17 protein-coding genes and 1 pseudogene are annotated in these 19,757 nt (G+C 29.8%); 7 read left to right on the forward strand and 11 right to left on the reverse strand.

Features of this window, described 5'->3' with window-relative positions; all coding sequences use genetic code 11:
- Nucleotides 1–216 precede the first annotated feature (216 nt).
- Nucleotides 217–783: a DUF6642 family protein gene (locus EG240_RS11345; protein ID WP_125019510.1), complete on the forward strand. Its 567-nt coding sequence runs from the start codon at nucleotides 217–219 to the stop codon at nucleotides 781–783.
- 151 nt (nucleotides 784–934) lie between these two features.
- Nucleotides 935–2,158 carry a hypothetical protein gene (locus tag EG240_RS11350; protein ID WP_125019511.1) on the forward strand — a complete coding sequence of 408 codons (1,224 nt, stop codon included), beginning with the start codon at nucleotides 935–937 and terminating at the stop codon, nucleotides 2,156–2,158.
- A gap of 47 nt (nucleotides 2,159–2,205) precedes the next feature.
- On the opposite strand, the gene EG240_RS11355 is transcribed toward EG240_RS11350, so the two are convergent.
- The gene (locus tag EG240_RS11355; RefSeq protein WP_125019512.1) at nucleotides 2,206–3,078 is read right to left on the reverse strand and encodes a DUF808 domain-containing protein; all 873 of its coding nucleotides are present in this window, start codon (nucleotides 3,076–3,078) and stop codon (nucleotides 2,206–2,208) included.
- A 130-nt stretch (nucleotides 3,079–3,208) separates the two neighbouring features.
- On the opposite strand from EG240_RS11355, the gene EG240_RS11360 reads away from it, so the two are divergent.
- Complete coding sequence (locus EG240_RS11360; protein WP_125019513.1) at nucleotides 3,209–5,434, forward strand: sensor histidine kinase; 2,226 nt, start codon at nucleotides 3,209–3,211, stop codon at nucleotides 5,432–5,434.
- Nucleotides 5,435–5,437: 3 nt separating this feature from the next.
- A complete protein-coding gene (locus EG240_RS11365) occupies nucleotides 5,438–6,067 on the forward strand; it encodes a response regulator transcription factor (RefSeq protein ID WP_125019514.1) in 630 nt (209 codons plus the stop codon).
- Between the two features lie 485 nt (nucleotides 6,068–6,552).
- Here the strand turns inward: EG240_RS11365 and EG240_RS11370 are convergent, their stop codons facing one another.
- From EG240_RS11370 to EG240_RS11395, 6 genes are all read right to left on the reverse strand, one after another.
- Complete coding sequence (locus EG240_RS11370) at nucleotides 6,553–7,359, reverse strand: ABC transporter substrate-binding protein (protein WP_125019515.1); 807 nt, start codon at nucleotides 7,357–7,359, stop codon at nucleotides 6,553–6,555.
- A 5-nt stretch (nucleotides 7,360–7,364) separates the two neighbouring features.
- Entirely contained in the window at nucleotides 7,365–8,183 is an 819-nt protein-coding gene (gene pyrF, locus EG240_RS11375) for an orotidine-5'-phosphate decarboxylase (RefSeq protein ID WP_125019516.1), read from the reverse strand.
- 168 nt (nucleotides 8,184–8,351) lie between these two features.
- Nucleotides 8,352–9,425 (reverse strand): peptide chain release factor 1, encoded by a 1,074-nt coding sequence (gene prfA, locus EG240_RS11380; RefSeq protein ID WP_125019545.1) that lies wholly within the window; start codon nucleotides 9,423–9,425, stop codon nucleotides 8,352–8,354.
- A 90-nt stretch (nucleotides 9,426–9,515) separates the two neighbouring features.
- A complete protein-coding gene (locus EG240_RS11385) occupies nucleotides 9,516–10,109 on the reverse strand; it encodes a YceI family protein (protein WP_125019517.1) in 594 nt (197 codons plus the stop codon).
- 67 nt (nucleotides 10,110–10,176) lie between these two features.
- Entirely contained in the window at nucleotides 10,177–12,741 is a 2,565-nt protein-coding gene (locus tag EG240_RS11390; protein ID WP_125019518.1) for an adenosylcobalamin-dependent ribonucleoside-diphosphate reductase, read from the reverse strand.
- A gap of 240 nt (nucleotides 12,742–12,981) precedes the next feature.
- Entirely contained in the window at nucleotides 12,982–14,412 is a 1,431-nt protein-coding gene (locus EG240_RS11395; RefSeq protein WP_125019519.1) for an FAD-binding oxidoreductase, read from the reverse strand.
- A gap of 335 nt (nucleotides 14,413–14,747) precedes the next feature.
- Here EG240_RS11395 and EG240_RS11400 point away from each other — a divergent pair, with 335 nt between their 5' ends.
- The gene (locus EG240_RS11400; protein ID WP_125019520.1) at nucleotides 14,748–15,416 is read left to right on the forward strand and encodes a hypothetical protein; all 669 of its coding nucleotides are present in this window, start codon (nucleotides 14,748–14,750) and stop codon (nucleotides 15,414–15,416) included.
- Here EG240_RS11400 and EG240_RS11405 read toward each other — a convergent pair.
- From EG240_RS11405 to EG240_RS11420, 4 genes and pseudogenes are all read right to left on the reverse strand, one after another.
- Nucleotides 15,413–15,940 (reverse strand): annotated as a pseudogene (locus EG240_RS11405) (MFS transporter); the annotation flags it as partial. The gene EG240_RS11400 and the pseudogene EG240_RS11405 sit on opposite strands and share 4 nt — an antisense overlap.
- A gap of 49 nt (nucleotides 15,941–15,989) precedes the next feature.
- Nucleotides 15,990–16,646 carry a fructose-6-phosphate aldolase gene (fsa, locus tag EG240_RS11410; protein ID WP_125019521.1) on the reverse strand — a complete coding sequence of 219 codons (657 nt, stop codon included), beginning with the start codon at nucleotides 16,644–16,646 and terminating at the stop codon, nucleotides 15,990–15,992.
- A 61-nt stretch (nucleotides 16,647–16,707) separates the two neighbouring features.
- Nucleotides 16,708–17,373, reverse strand: a complete 666-nt coding sequence (locus EG240_RS11415) for a hypothetical protein (RefSeq protein ID WP_125019522.1) — start codon at nucleotides 17,371–17,373, stop codon at nucleotides 16,708–16,710.
- 19 nt (nucleotides 17,374–17,392) lie between these two features.
- Nucleotides 17,393–18,196 (reverse strand): SDR family oxidoreductase, encoded by an 804-nt coding sequence (locus EG240_RS11420; protein WP_125019523.1) that lies wholly within the window; start codon nucleotides 18,194–18,196, stop codon nucleotides 17,393–17,395.
- A 91-nt stretch (nucleotides 18,197–18,287) separates the two neighbouring features.
- Between EG240_RS11420 and EG240_RS11425 the strand changes: the two genes are divergently transcribed.
- Both EG240_RS11425 and EG240_RS11430 read left to right on the forward strand, forming a co-directional pair.
- Nucleotides 18,288–19,298, forward strand: a complete 1,011-nt coding sequence (locus EG240_RS11425) for a M28 family metallopeptidase (RefSeq protein WP_125019524.1) — start codon at nucleotides 18,288–18,290, stop codon at nucleotides 19,296–19,298.
- Nucleotides 19,295–19,756: a hypothetical protein gene (locus tag EG240_RS11430; protein WP_125019525.1), complete on the forward strand. Its 462-nt coding sequence runs from the start codon at nucleotides 19,295–19,297 to the stop codon at nucleotides 19,754–19,756. Before EG240_RS11425 ends, EG240_RS11430 begins: the two co-directional genes overlap by 4 nt.
- Nucleotide 19,757: the final 1 nt, after the last annotated feature.

Consider the following 19,757-nt stretch of genomic DNA (forward strand, 5'->3'; position numbering starts at 1 on the left):
TACAAAAATGGCTTGATAATCCACTAAATGAAGTAGAAAAACCACCTCCAAAATCAATACAAGGGGTTATTTTTTAAAAACTATCAAAATATAACATGCAACCTACTAAAGTGGGAGGATATTTTATGCATTAAATTTATTTAGGACGCTATTGATTGTCTCTTATTTTTTTTTTAAATACTTGTTAATACCTTTACCAAAATATATCTTCCGTAAATGAATTTACCAAACGATAGCTACAGCTTGTTTTGTTTAGAAAGTGTAATCGATTCTGAAATTGAATCAGAAAGTAAACTTTTTCCTATGTTGGAACAAATTACACTAAATTTTGGGGTAACCAATGTTTACAAAAATTGCGATAGTATTGAATCTTTTCAAGAAAGTTTAGAAACTCTATTATACACCGATAGAGATTTCAAACATTATGAAGTTATCTACTTTGTATTTGAAGGATCTAACAACAACATCGAGATTGATGGGTATTTATATTCATTTGAGGAAATTGCAGAACTATTTCAAGGCAAACTTAATGGTAAAATTTTACATTTTGCAAACACAAAGGAATTAAATTTAGACCAAGAAACGGCACAATATTTTTTAGCTGTAACTGGTGCAAAAGCAATATCAGGTTACGTAAACCACACCCCTATTTTAAGTACAATTTTAGATTTTCACTATTTTGGTCTTTATCAAGAATATGATGATGTAATTGAATTAGTAGAAAATTTATTAGAAAAACATTACGCACTTTGCTCGACAATGGGATTTAGACTATATTATTAACGCAAATTTGAATTATATTTTTTTATATCTTAATTTTTTAAACATAATAACAAAAATAAACAACAATCAAATATTATTCATTATAGATTCTGTTTTTTGAAGTATTTTTAAAAATATATTTATAAAGATTACATTAGAAAAAACATCATTAATGAAAAAACTACTTTTAGCAATTTCTTTATTAAGCTCATTAACAATAAACGCACAATACGCATCAGAATACGATAGCGGTTATGTAGTAAAATTAAACGAAGATGGAAAAAAATACATCCGTTTTATTTTATTTGGTCAAGCCTGGTTTCAAGATTACGAAGGTCATAATCCAAATGATGGTTTTTCTGTTAAAAGAGCTCGTTTGATTGCCTATTCGCAATTAAATGACAAATTTATGATTCTGACACATTTTGGTGCGAACGGAATTTCAGACAACAATCTAAGTCCTATGGGAAAAGGTAATGACGTTCAGATTTTTCTTCACGAAATGATCCTTCAATATAAGGTAACCGATTTTTTATCTTTAGGAGGTGGGTTACATAATTATGGTGGAATTTCACGAGGAAACGGTCAAGGATCAATAAATATGTTAACTCTTGATAATAACAGAGCAGATTGGTCTACTTTAGGATTATCAGACCAATATTCAAATCACTTAGGAATGTTTGCAAAAGGACGAGTTGATAAATTTAACTATCGTTTTTCAATTAGTGATGCTGTAGTTACAACTTTAGATGGTGATATTAATACGATTTTAAATCCAGGTGAAGAAAAATATTTAGGAAAAGCTTTATTACAAAAGGCTAAATATGCATATTCTGGTTATATTGATTATCAATTTTTTGACCAAGAATCAAATTTATTACCATACAGAGTTGGAACTTATTTAGGTAGTAAAAAAATACTGAATATTGGAGCTGGTTTTTTTAGTCAAAATGATGCTATTGTAGAAAATGTAAATGGAAACTTGACCTCAAAAGATGCAAAACATTATGCATTAGATGTCTTTTATGACGCTCCAATTGGAGAAAGCTCATCCATTACCGCTTATGCAAAATATCAAAATTCGGATATGGGAAACAGCTATTTACAAGGTAATGTTGTAGGAAACGGAAATCAATTTAGTGGACATATAGGATATTTAATTCCAAAAGAAATTAAAGAAGGAGAATCGAAATACAAAAATAGATTTCAACCTTATATCTCCTATTCATATCGCGATTTTACTGGTTTAAACAAACCAGCAGATGATTTTAAATTTGGTGCTAATTGGTACATTGATGGTTTAAATGCTAAAGTCACTGTAGAATACCAAAAGTCAAATTATTTACCAAAAAAAGCAGATAAAGTATTTACAATTCAGGCAATGATTTTATTATAAAAAAAAATGCGATTAGAAAACCTAATCGCATTTTTTTTATCTAAAATCTATTTCTTCACTGCCAATTTATAAGCTTTTTGCGTAATCGTTACAATAACTACAACTACTAATCCGATTATAAAACCTAAACCAAATTCTTTAATTGTACTATTCAAGTCTGGTAATAAATGATGGAAAAAATCGATATTATGAGAGAAAATTCCACCAGAAACTAATAATAAAGCAATTGTACCTACGAAGGCTAAAATTCGAATAACATAAGGTAAAGCTTTTACCAAAAAGTGACCTAATTTGGCAAGAAAACCTTTATCTTCAGACTTTTTTATGATTTGGTAACCTGCATCATCCATTCTTACAATTAAAGCAACGACACCATAAACACCAACAGTTGCAAGAAAAGCAACTACAGAAACCGAAAGAATCTGAACGGTCACAGAAGCATCTCTTTCAACAACAGTTCCTAATGCAATAATTACAATCTCAACAGAAAGTATAAAATCGGTTAATACGGCAGATTTTATTTTTGCTTTTTCTGCTTTTTGATCGTCAATAAGAACTTCAACTGTCGATTCATTTTCTTTCTTTTTATGAAATATATAATGAATAATTTTTTCAACTCCTTCAAATGCTAAATAACACCCACCAAGAATAAGAATAAATTTAATCGCAATTGGGAAAAAGAAATTTAAAAGTAACGCAACGGGAACAATTATTAATTTGTTTAAAAATGATCCTTTTGTGATTGCCCAAAGAACTGGGATCTCTCTTGAAGAAAGAAAACCGGTTGCTTTTTCAGCATTTACAGCTAAATCATCACCTAAAATTCCTGCTGTTTTTTTTGTTGCGATCTTACTAGCAATTGCAACATCATCCATCAAAGCTGCAATATCGTCTAATATTGCAAAAATTCCTGAAGCCATATCTATTTTTTTTGTGAAATTAAATTAAAAAAAGTAAGTATAAAAATTAAATTATAGAATATATATCTAGTTAAATAATTATATTTGTAATTATTTTTTATAACAACAACAGAAAAATAAACTAAAATTTATGTTAAATAGGTTAAAAAAAATCATATTTTATTTTATTTTCATTAATATTTTTAATGCTTCTAGTGCACAAGAAACGTTAATAAACATTGAAAAAGAATATAAGTCAAAAACCATTTTATCTCCAGACTATTATGAAGTTGTAGCAAGATATGCTCAAATTTTACTAGTAAATGACAAAATAGATGATTCCTTTTCTTTATTACAAAAAGAATATAAAACAGCAAAAAAACTAAATGCTTTTGGAAATTTTGCTTATCTAAAATCAATTGAATCATTACAATATTCAGCTATTGGTGAAAGAGAAAAATCTAAAATAAGTTTTCAAGAAGCTAGAATAAATGCCGATAAAACTTCGAATTTTAACATTAAAGGATTTGTTTGTTATGCAGGTGGTTGGTTAGCTATAAGAGATAGCAATGAAATTGAAGCAGTTGACTATTTTTTAAAGGCATTAAAATATTATGATCTAGAAACAGATTATAGAAATTCAGCTAGACGAAAATCAGTTATATATCATGAATTAGCGCAAATTTATGCCGATTGGAATGAATATGAATTACAAGAAAAATATACTATAAAAACATTAGATTCCGCACTTCAACAAGATAACCAAGATGCCATTTTTTCTGCTTATATGGCAGTTGGAAATATGTATGAAAAACAATTATATGAAAATCCAACAAATGAAAAATTAAGAGATCTGGTAGAATTAAATTATTTGAAAGCAATCAAAATATATCATGAAAATGAAATGATTTACCCTTCAGATTATTCATACGTGACAATCAATTTAGCGAGTTTATACATCAAATATTATCCTGATTCGCATAAAGAAAAAGCACGAGAATATGCATTAATGGCGCAAAAAGTAACGAACATTAATGATGAACCAAATCACATTTCATCAATTTTAGAAATTTTTGCTGAAATCGCACTTAAAGAAAATAACAAAAAAGAATCAAAAAAACTTTTTATAGAAGCTTTAGATGTTCTAGAAAAAAGTATGAAAAAAAATACAAATATTGAACTTTCAATCTATGACAAATTAATAAAAATAGAAAGTGAAGCTGGAAATTACAAAGAAGCTTTAGCTTATCAGAAAAAATATTTGGAGGTTTTTAAATATGTATATGATTATAAAAAATTAATACATAGTAAAAAAATAGATGCCGATTATGAAAAAAAATTACAGAAAAAAGAATATGAAAAATTACAACTCATTTCTGATAAAAAGGAACAACAGATTCAACTCTTAAATATTCAAAATTTAGAAAGAGAAACTCAATTCAATAATTTAAAATTAATCGAAGAAAATCAGGCTAAAAAATTAGCACTTTCAGAATTAGGAACTCAAAAAAAGCAACAAGAATTAAAATTAGCAAGATTAGAAACTCAAACAAAAAACAAAGATTTACTAAACTATCAAGAAAAACTTTCATATAAAGAACAAATAAATAATTTTTATATAATAATAATCATATCAATTGCGCTCATTTTAATTCTATTATTATTCTTATTGAGACAACGAACTAAAAGAATGATTGATAAAGAAAATTCTTATAAACTCGCAATTGAAAAAGAAAAACAACATACTAAGATTTCAGCATTAACTTCGCTTTTAGACGGACAAGAAAGAGAAAGAGAAAGATTAGCAAGAGATTTACATGATGGTTTGGGAGGTTTATTATCAGCAACAAAATTACAACTGTCTGATTTAATAAATAAAAAAAAGGACTCGCAAGATGATGAATTAAAAACAATCAGCGATCATATTGATTTTGCAATCAATAAACTGAGAAAAGTATCACATAATTTAATGCCAGATTTATTAATAAAATATGGATTAGAAGCTGCTTTAAAAGAATTTGCAAATCGGATGAAGAATAATAATCTTGAAATTCATGTAACTTTCTTGAGTTATTCAAACACATTAGTAACAGATAAACAGCTTTTTGTATATCGCATCATACAAGAATTGGTTAACAATGCAATAAAACACGCACAAGCAAAACACATAATAATACAACTCGTTGAAGAAACAAACTTTTATCAAATTACGGTTGAAGATGACGGAAAAGGTTTTGAAGTAAACAATCTTGAATTTAAAAATTCTGCTGGATTCATAAACATCCAATCTAGAATTCAATTCTTGAAAGGAACATTTGAAATCCATTCACAAAAAAATCTAGGAACGAGTTTTGAATTTAATTTCCCTAAAAAATAAAATATGATAAAGATTGCAATTACAGATGACCATCCTTTATTACTAGAAGGTTTAAAAAATATTTTAAACACACGCGAAACAGTTGAAGTAATTGAATGTTTTTCGAGTGCTAAAGAACTTTTAAATGGTTTACCAAACTCAGATATTGATGTTTTGTTACTAGACATTAATCTAGAAGACGCTAACAGTATCGAAATTCTAGGTAAAATCACAAAAATTAAACCCGAACTTTACATAATCATGCTAAGTGTGCATAACGAATTACCCGTTATAAACAGCTGTATCAGCCAGGGTGCAATTGGTTACATTCAAAAAAATGCATCAATTGATGAAATTCTTGTCGGAATTGAAACGGTTTATAGTGGCCAAAAGTTTTTTTGTTCGCAAACACTAAAAAAAATGAATATCAAAGAAACAGACGAACCGCACACAGTTCCAAAATTAACACGTCGCGAAAAAGAAATTTTAATCGAAGCAGCAATTGGTTTAACTACAAATCAAATTGCAGAAAAACTTTTTATAAGTCCGCATACAGTTGAAAGTCATCGAAAAAATCTGATTGAAAAATTTCAAACAAGTAATTTAAGCTCAGCTATAAAACTAGCTCTTGAATACGGATTAATAGGAATTTAGCGAAAAATAGCTATTTTCAGGTATTTTTATTATTAAAAAACAGACTTATTTTTGAAATACTAAAGATTAATATAGTAAAGTATTTTTTTAGATAATTATAGTAAAAAAGCCTAACCAATCCTCGTTTTTGTTTAAAGAAAGTGTTTAAATTCACTTTCTTTTTTTTGGGAAAATCTAATTTTTAAAATAAAACAAGCCATAAAAATAGATGACTATTCTTTTGTATTGTCTTTGAAATTTTCTCCCCGAAACTCCAAACACTCCAAACATATCTTTGCTTATAAATTTAGTTACAGCATAATAGTCGATTAAATATTCTAATAATACTTTAAGTAATTTTAATGTTTCCATTTAAAAACAAAACAAATTATTTTTTAGAACTCACCAACTTTCAATCATGATTAGATAAAATTACAAATTTTTTAAAATAATTAAGAATAAAAAAAGCTGTTTTGCGAACTAAACACAAAACAACTTTTGTTAAATTATTCGTCTCCTAAACGATCGTGTAATATTTTAAAATATTCAAAGGCACGAACCAAACGAACACCGTGCCAAGAAAACATTTCGCCATCGACGAAAACCGTTTTGGCGTGATGTGTACTTCTTCCAATTTCGAAAGCGTGTTCTTCTTTAAACGGATAAGGTTCTGATGATAGAAAAACTACATCCGGATCTCCTTGAATACGCATTTTACGGACTTCAACCTCTGGATAACGATCTTCACGATTGGCGTAAATATTAGTAAACTTATTTAATTGAAGTAATGCATCAATAAATGTATCTTTACCAGCCGCCATATATGGTTCTCTCCAAATCAAATAAGCCGATTTACGTGTTGGTTTGTTTATTATGAAATTTTGAAAATCAGCTAAATTAAACTTTGTTTTTTCAATCCAATTTTTAGCATCGGTTCTTCTATTGAAAATTTCTCCAAAATCGGCAATCATCTGAATACTATCTTCAACCGAACGAACATCTGTTACCCAAACTGGACAAATATCACGTAAAGATTCAACGATTTCTAATGTATTTTCTTCTTTATTGGCAACAATTATATCTGGATTCAAAGCACGAATCTTTTCGATGTGAACTTTTTTTGTTCCACCAACTGATAGCTTTGTAACTTTTAAATGATATGGATGCACACAAAACTTAGTAATTCCAATAATTTTATCTTCTAAACCTAACTCAAATAAAGTTTCGGTTTGCGATGGAACTAAAGAAATAATACGTTTTGGTGTACTTTCAAAAGTGTGCGTTATTCCTATTTGATCTGTAATTGTAAGCATATTTATTAATTGAATGAAAGAATTACTTCCATTTCTTTTTGTAGGATTAAAGCTTCATTACGAGCTGCGTTTGCAAAATCTTCTCCGTTTGAAGCGTAAATAATTCCACGTGATGAATTTATTAATAATCCAACTTGGCTATTTAAACCGAATTGACAGACATCTTTTAAACTTCCGCCTTGAGCTCCAACTCCTGGAACTAACAAGAAATTATTAGGAACTATTTTACGAATTTCTTTGAAATATTCAGCTTTGGTTGCACCACAAACGTACATTAAGTTTTCTGAGTGTTTCCAAGATTTCGAAGTTTGTAAAACTTTTTTATACAATTCTTCTCCATCAACTATTTTCGTTTGAAAATCAAAAGCCCCTTCGTTAGAAGTTAATGCCAACATAATAGTATGTTTGTTTTTGAAAGCCAAGAATGGTTCAACTGAATCTTTTCCCATATATGGAGCAACAGTAACCGAATCAAAAGCTAAATCTTCAAAGAAAGCTTTTGCATACATTGTTGAAGTATTTCCGATATCGCCACGTTTTGCATCTGCAATGGTGAATATTTCTGGATATTTTTCGTTGATGTAATTAATGGTTTTTTCTAAAGATTGCCAACCTTTGATTCCGTATGCTTCGTAAAAAGCTGTGTTTGGTTTATACGAAACACATAAATCGTGGGTAGCATCAATGATAGCTTTATTAAACTCGAAAATTGGATCTTCGGTTTGTAATAAATGTTGAGGAATTTTATTTAAATCGACATCTAAACCAATACATAAGAATGATTTTTTTGTACGAATTTGTTCTACTAGTTGTTTTGTTGTCATTGTTTAAAAAACTTTAAAATAAAACAAAATGTTTACTTATAGCCCCGATTGAGCGTTTAGCTTTTGTGAAACAAAACTAGTAGCGAAAGCGGGACAATCTTAAAAATAAACCTAAAGTTTATGCTTTAAAAAATAGAAAAAAAGCCTCTAAAAAAGAGGCTTCTATAATTAAAATACGTCAGATTCTTTTAATTTCTCAGTATTTGCAACTAACTGTAACTCGTCGATAAATTTTTGGATTTTACCACTCATTACACCATCCATATCAAAAATATCCATTCCGATACGGTGATCTGTAATACGACCTTGCGGATAATTGTATGTACGAATCTTAGCCGAACGGTCACCTGAAGAAACTTGAGAAGAACGTTTTGTTGCGTCTTCAGCTTGCTTTTTAGCCAATTCCATTTCGTATAAACGAGAACGTAAAACGGTTAAAGCTTTATCTTTATTTTTATGTTGCGATTTCTGATCTTGACATTGCGCCACCAAACCAGTTGGAATGTGCGTTAAACGAACAGCAGATTTTGTTGTGTTTACCGATTGACCTCCAGGACCAGATGAACAGAAAAAATCCACACGAACATCGTTCATATCAATTTGTACGTCAAATTCTTCAGCTTCTGGTAAAACCATAACGGTTGCAGCCGACGTATGAACACGACCTTGCGTTTCTGTTTGTGGAACACGTTGAACGCGGTGAACGCCAGCTTCATATTTCAAACTTCCATAAACATCTTCTCCTGAAACTTCAAAAATAACCTCTTTGAAACCTCCAGAAGTTCCTTCGTTTAAATCTACAACAGAAGTTCTCCAACCTTTTGTTTCACAATATTTTGTGTACATACGGAATAAATCACCAGCGAAAATAGAAGCTTCATCACCTCCAGTTCCAGCACGGATTTCAACCATTACGTTTTTAGCATCTTCTGCGTCTTTAGGAATCAACATAAATTTGATTTCCTCTTCTAATTCTGGTAAACGAGATTTAGCTTCTTCTAATTGCATTTTAGCCATATCAACCATTTCGGCATCAGAACCATCAGCAATAATTTCGTTAGCTTCTTCAATGTTACCAACTACATTAATATATTCTTCGCGTTTTTCTACTAACGCTTTAAGATCTTTGTATTCTTTATTTAATTGTACATAACGTTTTTGATCTGCAATAACATCAGGCTGAATAATCAAATCTGAGATTTCATCGAAACGTTGTTTTACATATTGTAATCTATCTAACATCATACTGTTTGGATTTTCGAATTGCAAATGTACAAAAAAAGAGGAACTTTAAAAAAAGTTCCTCCATCTGTCTCAATAATTTTTTTAAGCTTATTTTTTAGCTATTTCAACATTTAAAGTAACTTGTGTCCAAGTCTTATCCATATGTAATTCTTTACATAATTCGTGGATGCTATTAAATGCTTTTGTCCCGTTGAAATCTTCAATAATGTCAATCTCTCCGTTCATTTTTAATACATTATCAACTACTGTATAAGTAAAATCTTTTGTTTTTGTAACATCATTCATTGTTAACTCAACCACAGCTTTTCCGTTTTCAAATGAAACGAATTTACCATTGATATCTCCAGCTAACAAAGCAAAGAAACCTGCTTTTAACTTGTCATCACGACCTGCATCTTTAGTATTTACAGATGAAGTTGTGATTTTAAAAGTAGATCCTGTATAATCTTTATCTACAACCCCAGAATCTTTTACTCCAGAAACTTCGATTGTATTGAATGTTCCGTTTACTCCAATTTTCTCAGGAGTTTTATAAGCAGTCCATTCTAATTTGTTTGTGTAAGCAACTTCTTCTAAAATTACTTCTTCTAAAACTTCTTCATTTGCGGGCTTTGTTTCTTCTTTTTTACAAGAAACAAAAACTGTTGCGATTAACGCTAATGCTAATATTGATTTTTTCATTTTCTTTTATTTTAAGGGATAAAATTAGTATAAAACTCAATTGTAAAAATTAAATTCTTGTTAATTATTATCCGCATTTAGATGAACCACAATCTTTACAAGTTAAACAACCTTCTTGATACATTAAATTGGTTGATTGACAATTAGAGCATTTTTGACCTTTAGCTTCAGTTCCGTCTGGTACAAAACGTTTTAATGCACGTGCAACTCCGTTTTTCCAAGTATTAATTGATTCGTTATCTAATTGTAATGAGTTGATTAATTCTACTACATTATCAATTGCCATTCCGTGTCTTAAAGTTCCAGAAATTAATTTAGCATAATTCCAGAATTCAGGATTGAAACGGTGCGATAAACCTTCAATTGTTGTTTTATATCCACGTTGGTTGATGTATTGGAAATCGTAACGAGAATGATTTTTTTCATCTCTATTTTTGATAATAAAACCTTCATTAACCCAACGAGGGATTAAAATTCCATCTTCATCATCTGCTAAACCTGTAAAGATTTCATAAGGTTGATCATCGATTTTTCCGATAAATGCAATCCATTTTTCTTTATTATTTTGAAAACGAACAATATCACAATCTAATATTTGTGGGCGTTTGATTGGAAATGAAGTTTCTTTTGATTCAGATATTTCTTCTTTCTTCTCTTCCTTTTTATCGTTAGCTAAAAGAACTCCAGCACGTGATCCATCACGATAAACTGTTACTCCTTTACAGCCAACTTCCCAAGCTTTCATATATAATTTATCTACCAATTCTTCAGTAGCATCATTAGGAATATTGATCGTTACAGAAATTGAGTGATCTACCCATTTTTGAATAGCTCCTTGCATTTCAACTTTACTCAACCAATCTACATCGTTTGAAGTTGCTTTGTTGTAAGGCGATTGAGTAATTAATTCATCAATTTCTTCGTTTGAGAAGTTTTTAGAAGAATCAATTCCATTGACCTCCATCCATTGTTTGAATTTATGATGGAATACTACATATTCTTCCCATGAATCTCCAACCTCATCAATGAAATCAATACGAACATCTTTATCGTTTGGATTTACCTTACGACGACGTTTATAAACTGGCATAAACACAGGTTCGATACCTGATGTAGTTTGCGATAATAACGAAGTACTTCCTGTTGGAGCAATCGTTAACAAAGCAATATTTCTACGTCCGTATTCTAACATATCGTTGTAAAGTGCAGGATCTGCTTCTTTTAAACGTTGCATAAATGGATTATTCTCTTCACGTTTTGCATCGAAAATAGCAAAAGCACCACGCTCTTTAGCCATATCAACTGATGAACGATAAGCCGCTAAAGCTAATGTTTTATGAATATTTACAGCAAAAGCGTTTCCTTCTTCACTTCCGTAACGAATTCCTAAAGCTGCTAACATATCACCTTCCGCAGTAATTCCAACTCCCGTTCTACGACCTTCTCCAGCTTTTTTACGAATTTCTAACCATAAATTTCTTTCAATATGCTTTACTTCTTCTTCTTCTGGATCTTGATCGATTTTCATTAAAATTGTGTCAATTTTCTCTAATTCTAGATCAATAATATCATCCATCATACGTTGCGCAATTTGAACGTGTTTTTTGAATAATTCAAAATTAAATGAAGCTTCTTTAGTGAATGGATTTTCTACATAAGAAAATAAATTAATTGCTAATAAACGACAAGAATCATACGGACACAATGGAATTTCTCCACATGGATTTGTAGAAACCGTTTTATAACCTAAATCTGCATAACAATCTGGTAATGATTCATTGATAATTGTATCCCAGAATAAAATTCCTGGTTCTGCAGATTTCCATGCATTATGTACGATTTTTTTCCATAAATCGTGTGCCTGAATATCTTTTGAGAAAGCAGGTTTTGAACTAAAAATTGGATATTTTTGAGTATATGATTTTTTATCACGAACAGAACGCATAAAATCATCATCAATTCGTACAGAAACGTTTGCTCCTGTAATTTTCCCTTGTTCTAATTTTGCATCAATAAATCCTTCAGAATCTGGGTGATTAATTGAAACCGAAAGCATCAAAGCACCACGACGTCCGTCTTGAGCAACTTCACGAGTTGAATTTGAATAACGCTCCATAAAAGGCACCAAACCTGTTGATGTCAAAGCCGAGTTTTTAACTCCAGACCCTTTCGGACGGATGTGAGATAAATCATGACCTACTCCACCACGACGTTTCATTAATTGAACTTGTTCTTGGTCAATTTTCATAATTCCGCCATACGAATCACTTTCTCCTTTATTTCCGATTACGAAACAATTAGATAAAGATGCAATCTGATATGGATTTCCAATTCCAGTCATTGGACTTCCTTGAGGAATGATGTAAGTAAAATTCTTGATTAAATCAAAAATTTCAGATTCAGTCATTGGATTGGTATATTTAGCTTCTACTCTTGCAATTTCTGATGCAATACGTTTATGCATTTCATCTGGAGTACTTTCGTAAATATTACCTTCAGAATCTTTTAAAGCATACTTATTAATAAATACTGTAGCAGCAAGTGTATCGCCTTTAAAGTATTTTGTTGAAGCAGAAACGGCTTCTTCATTTGAGTATATCTTCTTGATTTCGGGAAAAGTAAGTAGGTTCATAGCAACTGTGTTTTGATTTTACTAAATTATAAAAAAAACAAATATAAAAAACACAGTCTTTTTAAAAGTTTACAACAAAAAAGACTTAAATAACACAATATCAATCACTTATATTTTTTAAAAATTTAAAAAGTTTACAAAAAATTAATTTCAAAATATTTTACTTCAAAAATTAAAATAAGTTTTTAACACATTAAACTGAAGACTGATAAGACATTACAGAATTCTAAACAAAGAATGTTAATAACTATTTTCCGAAAAATTATCTGGAAAAATTTTCCCTGGATTTAAAATTCCCTTAGAATCGAATACATTTTTGATGTTTTTCATTAATTGTAAAGAAATATCTGAAAAAGCTATTGGCATATAATTTTTTTGTACCAATCCAATTCCATGTTCGCCAGAAAGCGTTCCTTTTAAGGCAACCGTTTTTTCGAAAATTTCCGTAATTCCTTTTGGAACATCGTTTTGCCATTGTTCATCTGTTAAATCACCTTTAATGATATTAACGTGTAAATTCCCATCTCCTGCGTGACCGTAACAAATGGATTTGAAACCATACTTCGCTCCTATTTCTTTAACCGCTTTTAATAAAGCTGGTAATTCATATCTTGGAACAACCGTATCTTCTTCTTTATATATTGTATGTGATTTTACAGCTTCGGCAACATTTCTGCGCAACTTCCAAAGAGCATTTTTTTGCTCTTCTGTTTCAGCATAAAAAACTTCATCAATACGGAATTGTTCGACTACCTCCATAATTTTTTCGGCTTGAGCGAATAACACATCTTGATAATTTCCGTCAACTTCAATTAATAAATGTGCTTGAATACCATCTTTCAAACCAATTTCAATCGCATCGGTAAATTTCAAGGTCCAATCAATCGCATCACGTTCCATAAATTCTAATGCACTTGGAACAATTCCTACTTTAAAAATCTCAGAAACTGCTTTTGCCGCTTCATTCATATCATAAAACGGCACCAACATCAAAACATTAAAATCATTTTTAGAAAGTAACTTCAAAACAATTTTAGTAACAATTCCTAAAGTACCTTCGCTGCCAACCATTAATTGTGTTAAATTGTAACCCGTTGAATTTTTCAACGTATTTGCACCGGTTTCAATAATTTCACCATTCGGAAGAACAACTTCTAAATTTAAAACATAATCTTTAGTAACTCCGTATTTTACAGCACGAGCTCCACCTGAATTTTCCGCAATATTACCACCGATAAAACAACTTCCTTTACTACTTGGATCAACTGGATAAAACAATCCTTTCTCCAAAACAGCATCTTGAAGCACTTGCGTAATTACACCAGGTTGTGTAATTACTTGTAAGTTATCAGTATCGATATTTAGTATTTCATTCATACGTTCTAACGACAAACCAATACCTTGATAAACAGAAAGCATTCCACCACTTAAACCCGTTCTCGCTCCGATTGGAGTTACAGGAATTAAATACTCATTTGCCAACTTCATAATTTGTGAAATTTCTTGAGCCGATTTTGGTTTTACAACAACAGCAGGCGGAAACACTAAATCTTCTGTATGGTCTTTTCCGTATGCAGTTCGTGTTTCTTCATCAAGAAAAACAAAAGATTCTGAAACAATTTGTTTTAATTGTTCAATAATATCGTTAGTTAAGGTTCTGTATGTTTTCATAATTAAGATAAAAAAATAAGTTTAAATAGATAAAAAAATGTATTTTCACAAAAAAACACACATTATGAATAAAGCAGTAAATAGAAAAAATGGTGAAATCATTTACGCAAATAATTTAAAAAATATAGAAAATTTAAGTTCAATTTAAATGTTATTCTGAAAATTGTGAAATTAGCGTTTATCCAGCAAGTTTCAAAAATAAATGTAAACAAGCTCCTCATTTTAGAAAATATAAGAATACAGACCATTCTGAAGAATGTAACTTTGCACTTAAAAATACCATTGTAAATAAAGGTTTAAATGGGGTTAAATTAAATAATTCTGAGCTATCAAAATTGGGATACCCTCAAAAATTTGATATTAAAGAAAATGATTTTTCTAAAATAAACATCAAATTACCAATAAATAAAACTGATGGGAAAAATATAACAACAGATAATTACTTCGATGAAATTATATCAGAATTAAGTCCATTTGGAAAAAAGAAAAATGTATCACAAATATTTCAAATAGTAGAATTTTATTTAAGTTTCCCTGCAAATAGAGATGCTACAATTGATTTTAACGGAAAAAGTACTAATTACGAAAATCTATTTAAAGAGATTCTAGTAAATAGAAAGCATCTAAACCAACATGAACAAATGTTCTATACAAGATTATTAATTTCTAAGGACAGAAACCCTAATAAAACGTTCAAAGATATTTACTCTAAAGTTTACATAAAATTATTTCCTGGTGACCAACCCGAACAATATGGACAAATAGATAGATATGAATTAATAATTGAAAAGAAAGATATAACACCAACTAAATTGAATTTAATTGAAAAAAATTTTTTAGAAGAATACGAAAAATCAAAATTGAAAAAAGAAAATTACTCTTTATATGTATTTTTTGTTGGAAATGCACCGAAATCTTCTAAAGATAGAAAATTTGATTTAATTAATAATTATATTTATTTTGAATATACAGAAGTTAGAGAAACAAATTACGATTCTTTTTAATCGTAATTTGTTTCTTTAGTTCCTACTTTCTTCATATTCGGAAGAAAAGCAGCAATGATTCCTATTAAAGGTAAAAAAGAACAAATATCATAAATGTAATTGATTGAAGTTTCATCGGCAAGCCATCCCAAAACAGCAGAACCTAATCCACCCATTCCGAAAGCAAATCCGTAAAACAAACCACTTACCATTCCAATTTTCTTTGGGAGTAATTCTTGTGCATAAACCAAAATTGCAGGAAATGCAGAAGAAATAATCAATCCGATGATTACTACTAAAATGGCTGTAAAAGTCAAATCAGCATAAGGTAATAATAAAGTAAATGGTGCGGCTCCTAAAACCGAAAACCAAATGACATATTTACGTCCAAAACGATCTCCGAATATTCCACCTAACAACGTTCCGATAGCTACAGCTAATAAGAAATAAAACAAATAAACCTGAGCTTGCACTTCAGTTAAAGCAAATTTATCAATGATATAAAATTAAAAATAACTGGTAATACTTGCTACATAAAAGTTTTTTATTTTAGTATCAAAAAAAACCTTCTATAAAAATAGAAGGTTTGTGATTTTATTTATTTCCTTTAGCGTAATCTGCCAAAAATTGTTCTAATCCGATATCCGTTAATGGATGTTTCAATAATCCTAAAATTGATGATAAAGGTCCAGTCATTACATCGGCTCCGATTTTTGCACAATTTACAACGTGCATTGTATGACGAATTGAAGCTGCTAAGATTTGTGTTTCGTAAGCATAGTTATCGTAAATCAAACGAATATCATCAATCAATTGTAATCCATCCGTAGAAATATCATCTAAACGCCCTAAAAACGGAGAAACATAAGTTGCACCAGCTTTTGCAGCTAACAATGCTTGTCCGGCAGAGAAAACTAATGTTACGTTTGTACGAATTCCTTTATCAGAAAAATATTTACAAGCTTTAATTCCATCTTTAGTCATCGGAATTTTAACTACAATTTGATTGTGTAATTCGGCAAGTTCTTCACCTTCACGAACCATTCCTTCAAAATCTGTAGCAATAACCTCAGCACTTACATCACCATCAACAATATTACAAATGTCAACATAATGTTTTAGAATGTTATTTTTACCTGTTATTCCTTCTTTTGCCATCAGAGACGGATTAGTTGTTACACCGTCTAAAACTCCTAATTCTTGAGCTTCTTTAATTTGCGCTAAGTTTGCTGTATCTATAAAAAACTTCATCTTTTTAATTTTTAAAGTTTAAATATAAAAGATTATATGACGATAAGCAAACTATTCGTTCTTAAAATTTATAACTAAAACCTGTTGAAATTTCAACTCTAATTAAATCAAATTTATTATTTTCTGCAATTACAATTTCTTTGGGTCCAGAATAAGATGTACTAAAACTTGAATACTTAGAATAATTAATCCCTAATTTAAGAATCCAATCAAAAGATTCAAACAATCTTCTTGAGCTAGTTCCTGAAAAACTAATTCCGTAACCAGAAGCTTTAACTCTTGCCTCTGAATTCGAATCTGAAATAACAGAATTTATTTGAGTATATCCAGGTGTAAGTGCACCGCTTGATGAAAATTTCCCATTAAAAGAAACATAGTTAGCCATGTATGAAGGTCCAATAAAAAAAGAATTATACTTTTTGTCTATTTCTGAAGGAAAAAAGTCATCAAACATAACAGATTCAAATGTATTTTTAGCATCTACATAACTCCCACGGATTCCTACCATATGCAATGAATTAAAACCAAGTCTATAATAAGCAGAAGCATCAAATAAAACACCTGATAAATTTGTAGATTCAAAATTTAAATTTTTTTCATCTAATTTAAGTGATGCAGCTATCGAATAACCCGCGGTAACATCAACCAAAATTCTTTGATGCTTTATATATTGAGAATGAGCAGAAATACCCGTGATAATAGCAATTAAAGTAATAATTTTTTTCATAAATAATTTAATATTCTGGTTATAATTTATAATGATTCATTAACATTTTTTCGTAAACTGTATCTGGAAGAATTCGTTTTAAGAATATCGAGAATTTTTGCATAAAAGCACCAACTTTATAATGCACTTTTGGATTGTTTGTATTTATAATTTTGTAGATTGCTTCGGCCATTTCGATTGGATCATTTCCATCATTCACATGTTCATCAATCGTAGCTAATTGTTGTGAATATACTTTTTCATAAGGCGAGTTTTTTATCACTGGTGCATGAAAACGACGCGATGCAATATCAGTTGCAAAATCACCAGGAGCAACATTGGTAATTTGAATTCCAAAGGATTTAACTTCCATTCGAATTGCTTCTGTCAAAATTTCCAAAGCACCTTTTGATGAAGAATAAACACTTCTAAAAGGCAATCCCATATAACCAGCAATCGAAGTTACATTTATAATCAATCCACTTTTTTGCAAACGCATTTGTGGCAAAACAGCTTTCATCACTTCGATTGGTCCAAAAACATTGGTTTCAAAATTATTTCTGATTTCGTCTGTAGGAATTTCTTCCAAAGGACCCGTAATTCCAACTCCAGCATTATTAATCAAAACATCTAATCGCTTTTCAATTTCGATAATATGATGAACTGCTTTTTTGATAGATTCTGAATCACGAACATCTAGAGCAACTAATTTTATTTTAGAATTTTTTACATTTTCAGGATTACGACTAGTTCCATAAACAATAAAACCTTTATCGTTTAAGTATTCGCCTACTCTTTTTCCTATACCAGATGAACCGCCCGTAATCAGAACAACTTTCTTCATTGCATTTAAATTTGGGCAAATATAATAATACAGAACATATTTAGATATATTTATTTTACTTAAAATAGTATCTTTATAAAAAATATTAAAAATGAAGAAAATTGTCATTTCATTGTGCTTAGGAGCATTTTTAAGCTTTACATCTTTTGCTCAAAATGTTGATCAAAAAGATTTGGTTCAAACGTATATCAATTCTCTTTCTAAACAAAACTTAATAAACAATTTAGGCGTTCTTGCTTCCGATGAAATGGAAGGTAGAAAAACAGGAGAATTTGGTCAAAAAATGGCAGCAAACTTTATAAGAGATTACTATAAAGATTTAAAAATCGATGCTGCTCCAGGAACTGATGACTATTTTCAAATTGTTCCTTCAAAAGATATGCGTCGCATGTTTAGTCCAAAATTGAATGACAGTGAGAATGTGGCTGCCTACATTGAAGGAAGCGAATTCCCAAATGAATATATCGTTATTTCTGCTCATTATGACCATGTAGGTATGGCAAACGGTGAAATTTATAATGGAGCTGATGATGATGCTTCTGGAAATTCAGCTGTTATGGAAATTGCACGTTTGTTTCAAAAAGCTAAATTAGCTGGAAATGGACCAAAAAGAACCATTGTATTTTTACATTGTACAGGTGAAGAATATGGTTTGTTTGGTTCAAATTATTATGTAAACAATCCACTTTTTCCACTAGAAAATACAGTTTGTAATTTGAATATTGATATGATTGGTAGAACCGATAAAAAACATGAAAAATCAAAAGATTATTTATATTTAGTTGGTTCGGATAAATTAAGTCAGGAATTACACGATCTTTCTGAAGCAACAAATAAAAAATATTCAAAATTGATTCTAGATTATGAATTCAATGAAGAAAATCATCCTGAACAAATTTATTATCGTTCGGACCATTATAATTTTGCAAAAAGAAATATTCCTGTTATTTTTTATTATAGCGGCACACATGTTGATTATCACCAACCGACTGATACATTTGAAAAAATTGAATTCGATAAAATGCATCAACGAATAAAACTTATATTTGCTACGGCTTGGGAAGTAGCTAATCAACCAAATCGCATAAAATTAAATCAATGAAAAAAATAATTTTAAACATAGCTTTTCTACTAATATCGGTAGTTTCTTTTGGTCAACATAACAAATCTGTTGATATCGAAAGTAAAATCCAAAATATCATTCAAAACAATACATTTGTACCAGAAACAAAAAACGGAACTTTGATTGACGACAATGGAAAAGAAATCAATCACAATACTTCGTTTTATTATTTTTTAGATACAGAAAAGTTGTTTTCGGTTTTGTACGAACAACACGATGAGGTTTCTTTAAACAAAACATATTATTATGATAACGACCAATTGGTTTTAGTTGTTATCGAAAAAATCAATAACAAAGCTTCAAAAGACCGCATAACAGAACAAATTTTTTATTTCTATGACAACGGCGAATTAATCGATTCATCGGATTATACAGCGAAATATGTTCCAACAGAATTATATACTGAAGGAATGAATTATTTAAAAGATTTTAATTAAT

The organism is Paenimyroides tangerinum (assembly GCF_003865405.1).
GTDB lineage: Bacteria > Bacteroidota > Bacteroidia > Flavobacteriales > Flavobacteriaceae > Flavobacterium > Flavobacterium tangerinum.

Coding starts and splice junctions, on each gene's coding strand:
- pyrF (WP_125019516.1), bottom strand. CDS start 8,183: ATGACAACAAAACAACTAGTAGAACAAATTCGTACAAAAAAATCATTC.
- EG240_RS11415 (WP_125019522.1), bottom strand. CDS start 17,373: ATGAAAAAAATTATTACTTTAATTGCTATTATCACGGGTATTTCTGCT.
- EG240_RS11355 (WP_125019512.1), bottom strand. CDS start 3,078: ATGGCTTCAGGAATTTTTGCAATATTAGACGATATTGCAGCTTTGATG.
- EG240_RS11390 (WP_125019518.1), bottom strand. CDS start 12,741: ATGAACCTACTTACTTTTCCCGAAATCAAGAAGATATACTCAAATGAA.
- EG240_RS11370 (WP_125019515.1), bottom strand. CDS start 7,359: ATGCTTACAATTACAGATCAAATAGGAATAACGCACACTTTTGAAAGT.
- EG240_RS11430 (WP_125019525.1), top strand. CDS start 19,295: ATGAAAAAAATAATTTTAAACATAGCTTTTCTACTAATATCGGTAGTT.
- EG240_RS11360 (WP_125019513.1), top strand. CDS start 3,209: ATGTTAAATAGGTTAAAAAAAATCATATTTTATTTTATTTTCATTAAT.
- EG240_RS11365 (WP_125019514.1), top strand. CDS start 5,438: ATGATAAAGATTGCAATTACAGATGACCATCCTTTATTACTAGAAGGT.
- EG240_RS11395 (WP_125019519.1), bottom strand. CDS start 14,412: ATGAAAACATACAGAACCTTAACTAACGATATTATTGAACAATTAAAA.
- EG240_RS11420 (WP_125019523.1), bottom strand. CDS start 18,196: ATGAAGAAAGTTGTTCTGATTACGGGCGGTTCATCTGGTATAGGAAAA.
- fsa (WP_125019521.1), bottom strand. CDS start 16,646: ATGAAGTTTTTTATAGATACAGCAAACTTAGCGCAAATTAAAGAAGCT.
- EG240_RS11425 (WP_125019524.1), top strand. CDS start 18,288: ATGAAGAAAATTGTCATTTCATTGTGCTTAGGAGCATTTTTAAGCTTT.
- prfA (WP_125019545.1), bottom strand. CDS start 9,425: ATGTTAGATAGATTACAATATGTAAAACAACGTTTCGATGAAATCTCA.
- EG240_RS11385 (WP_125019517.1), bottom strand. CDS start 10,109: ATGAAAAAATCAATATTAGCATTAGCGTTAATCGCAACAGTTTTTGTT.
- EG240_RS11345 (WP_125019510.1), top strand. CDS start 217: ATGAATTTACCAAACGATAGCTACAGCTTGTTTTGTTTAGAAAGTGTA.
- EG240_RS11350 (WP_125019511.1), top strand. CDS start 935: ATGAAAAAACTACTTTTAGCAATTTCTTTATTAAGCTCATTAACAATA.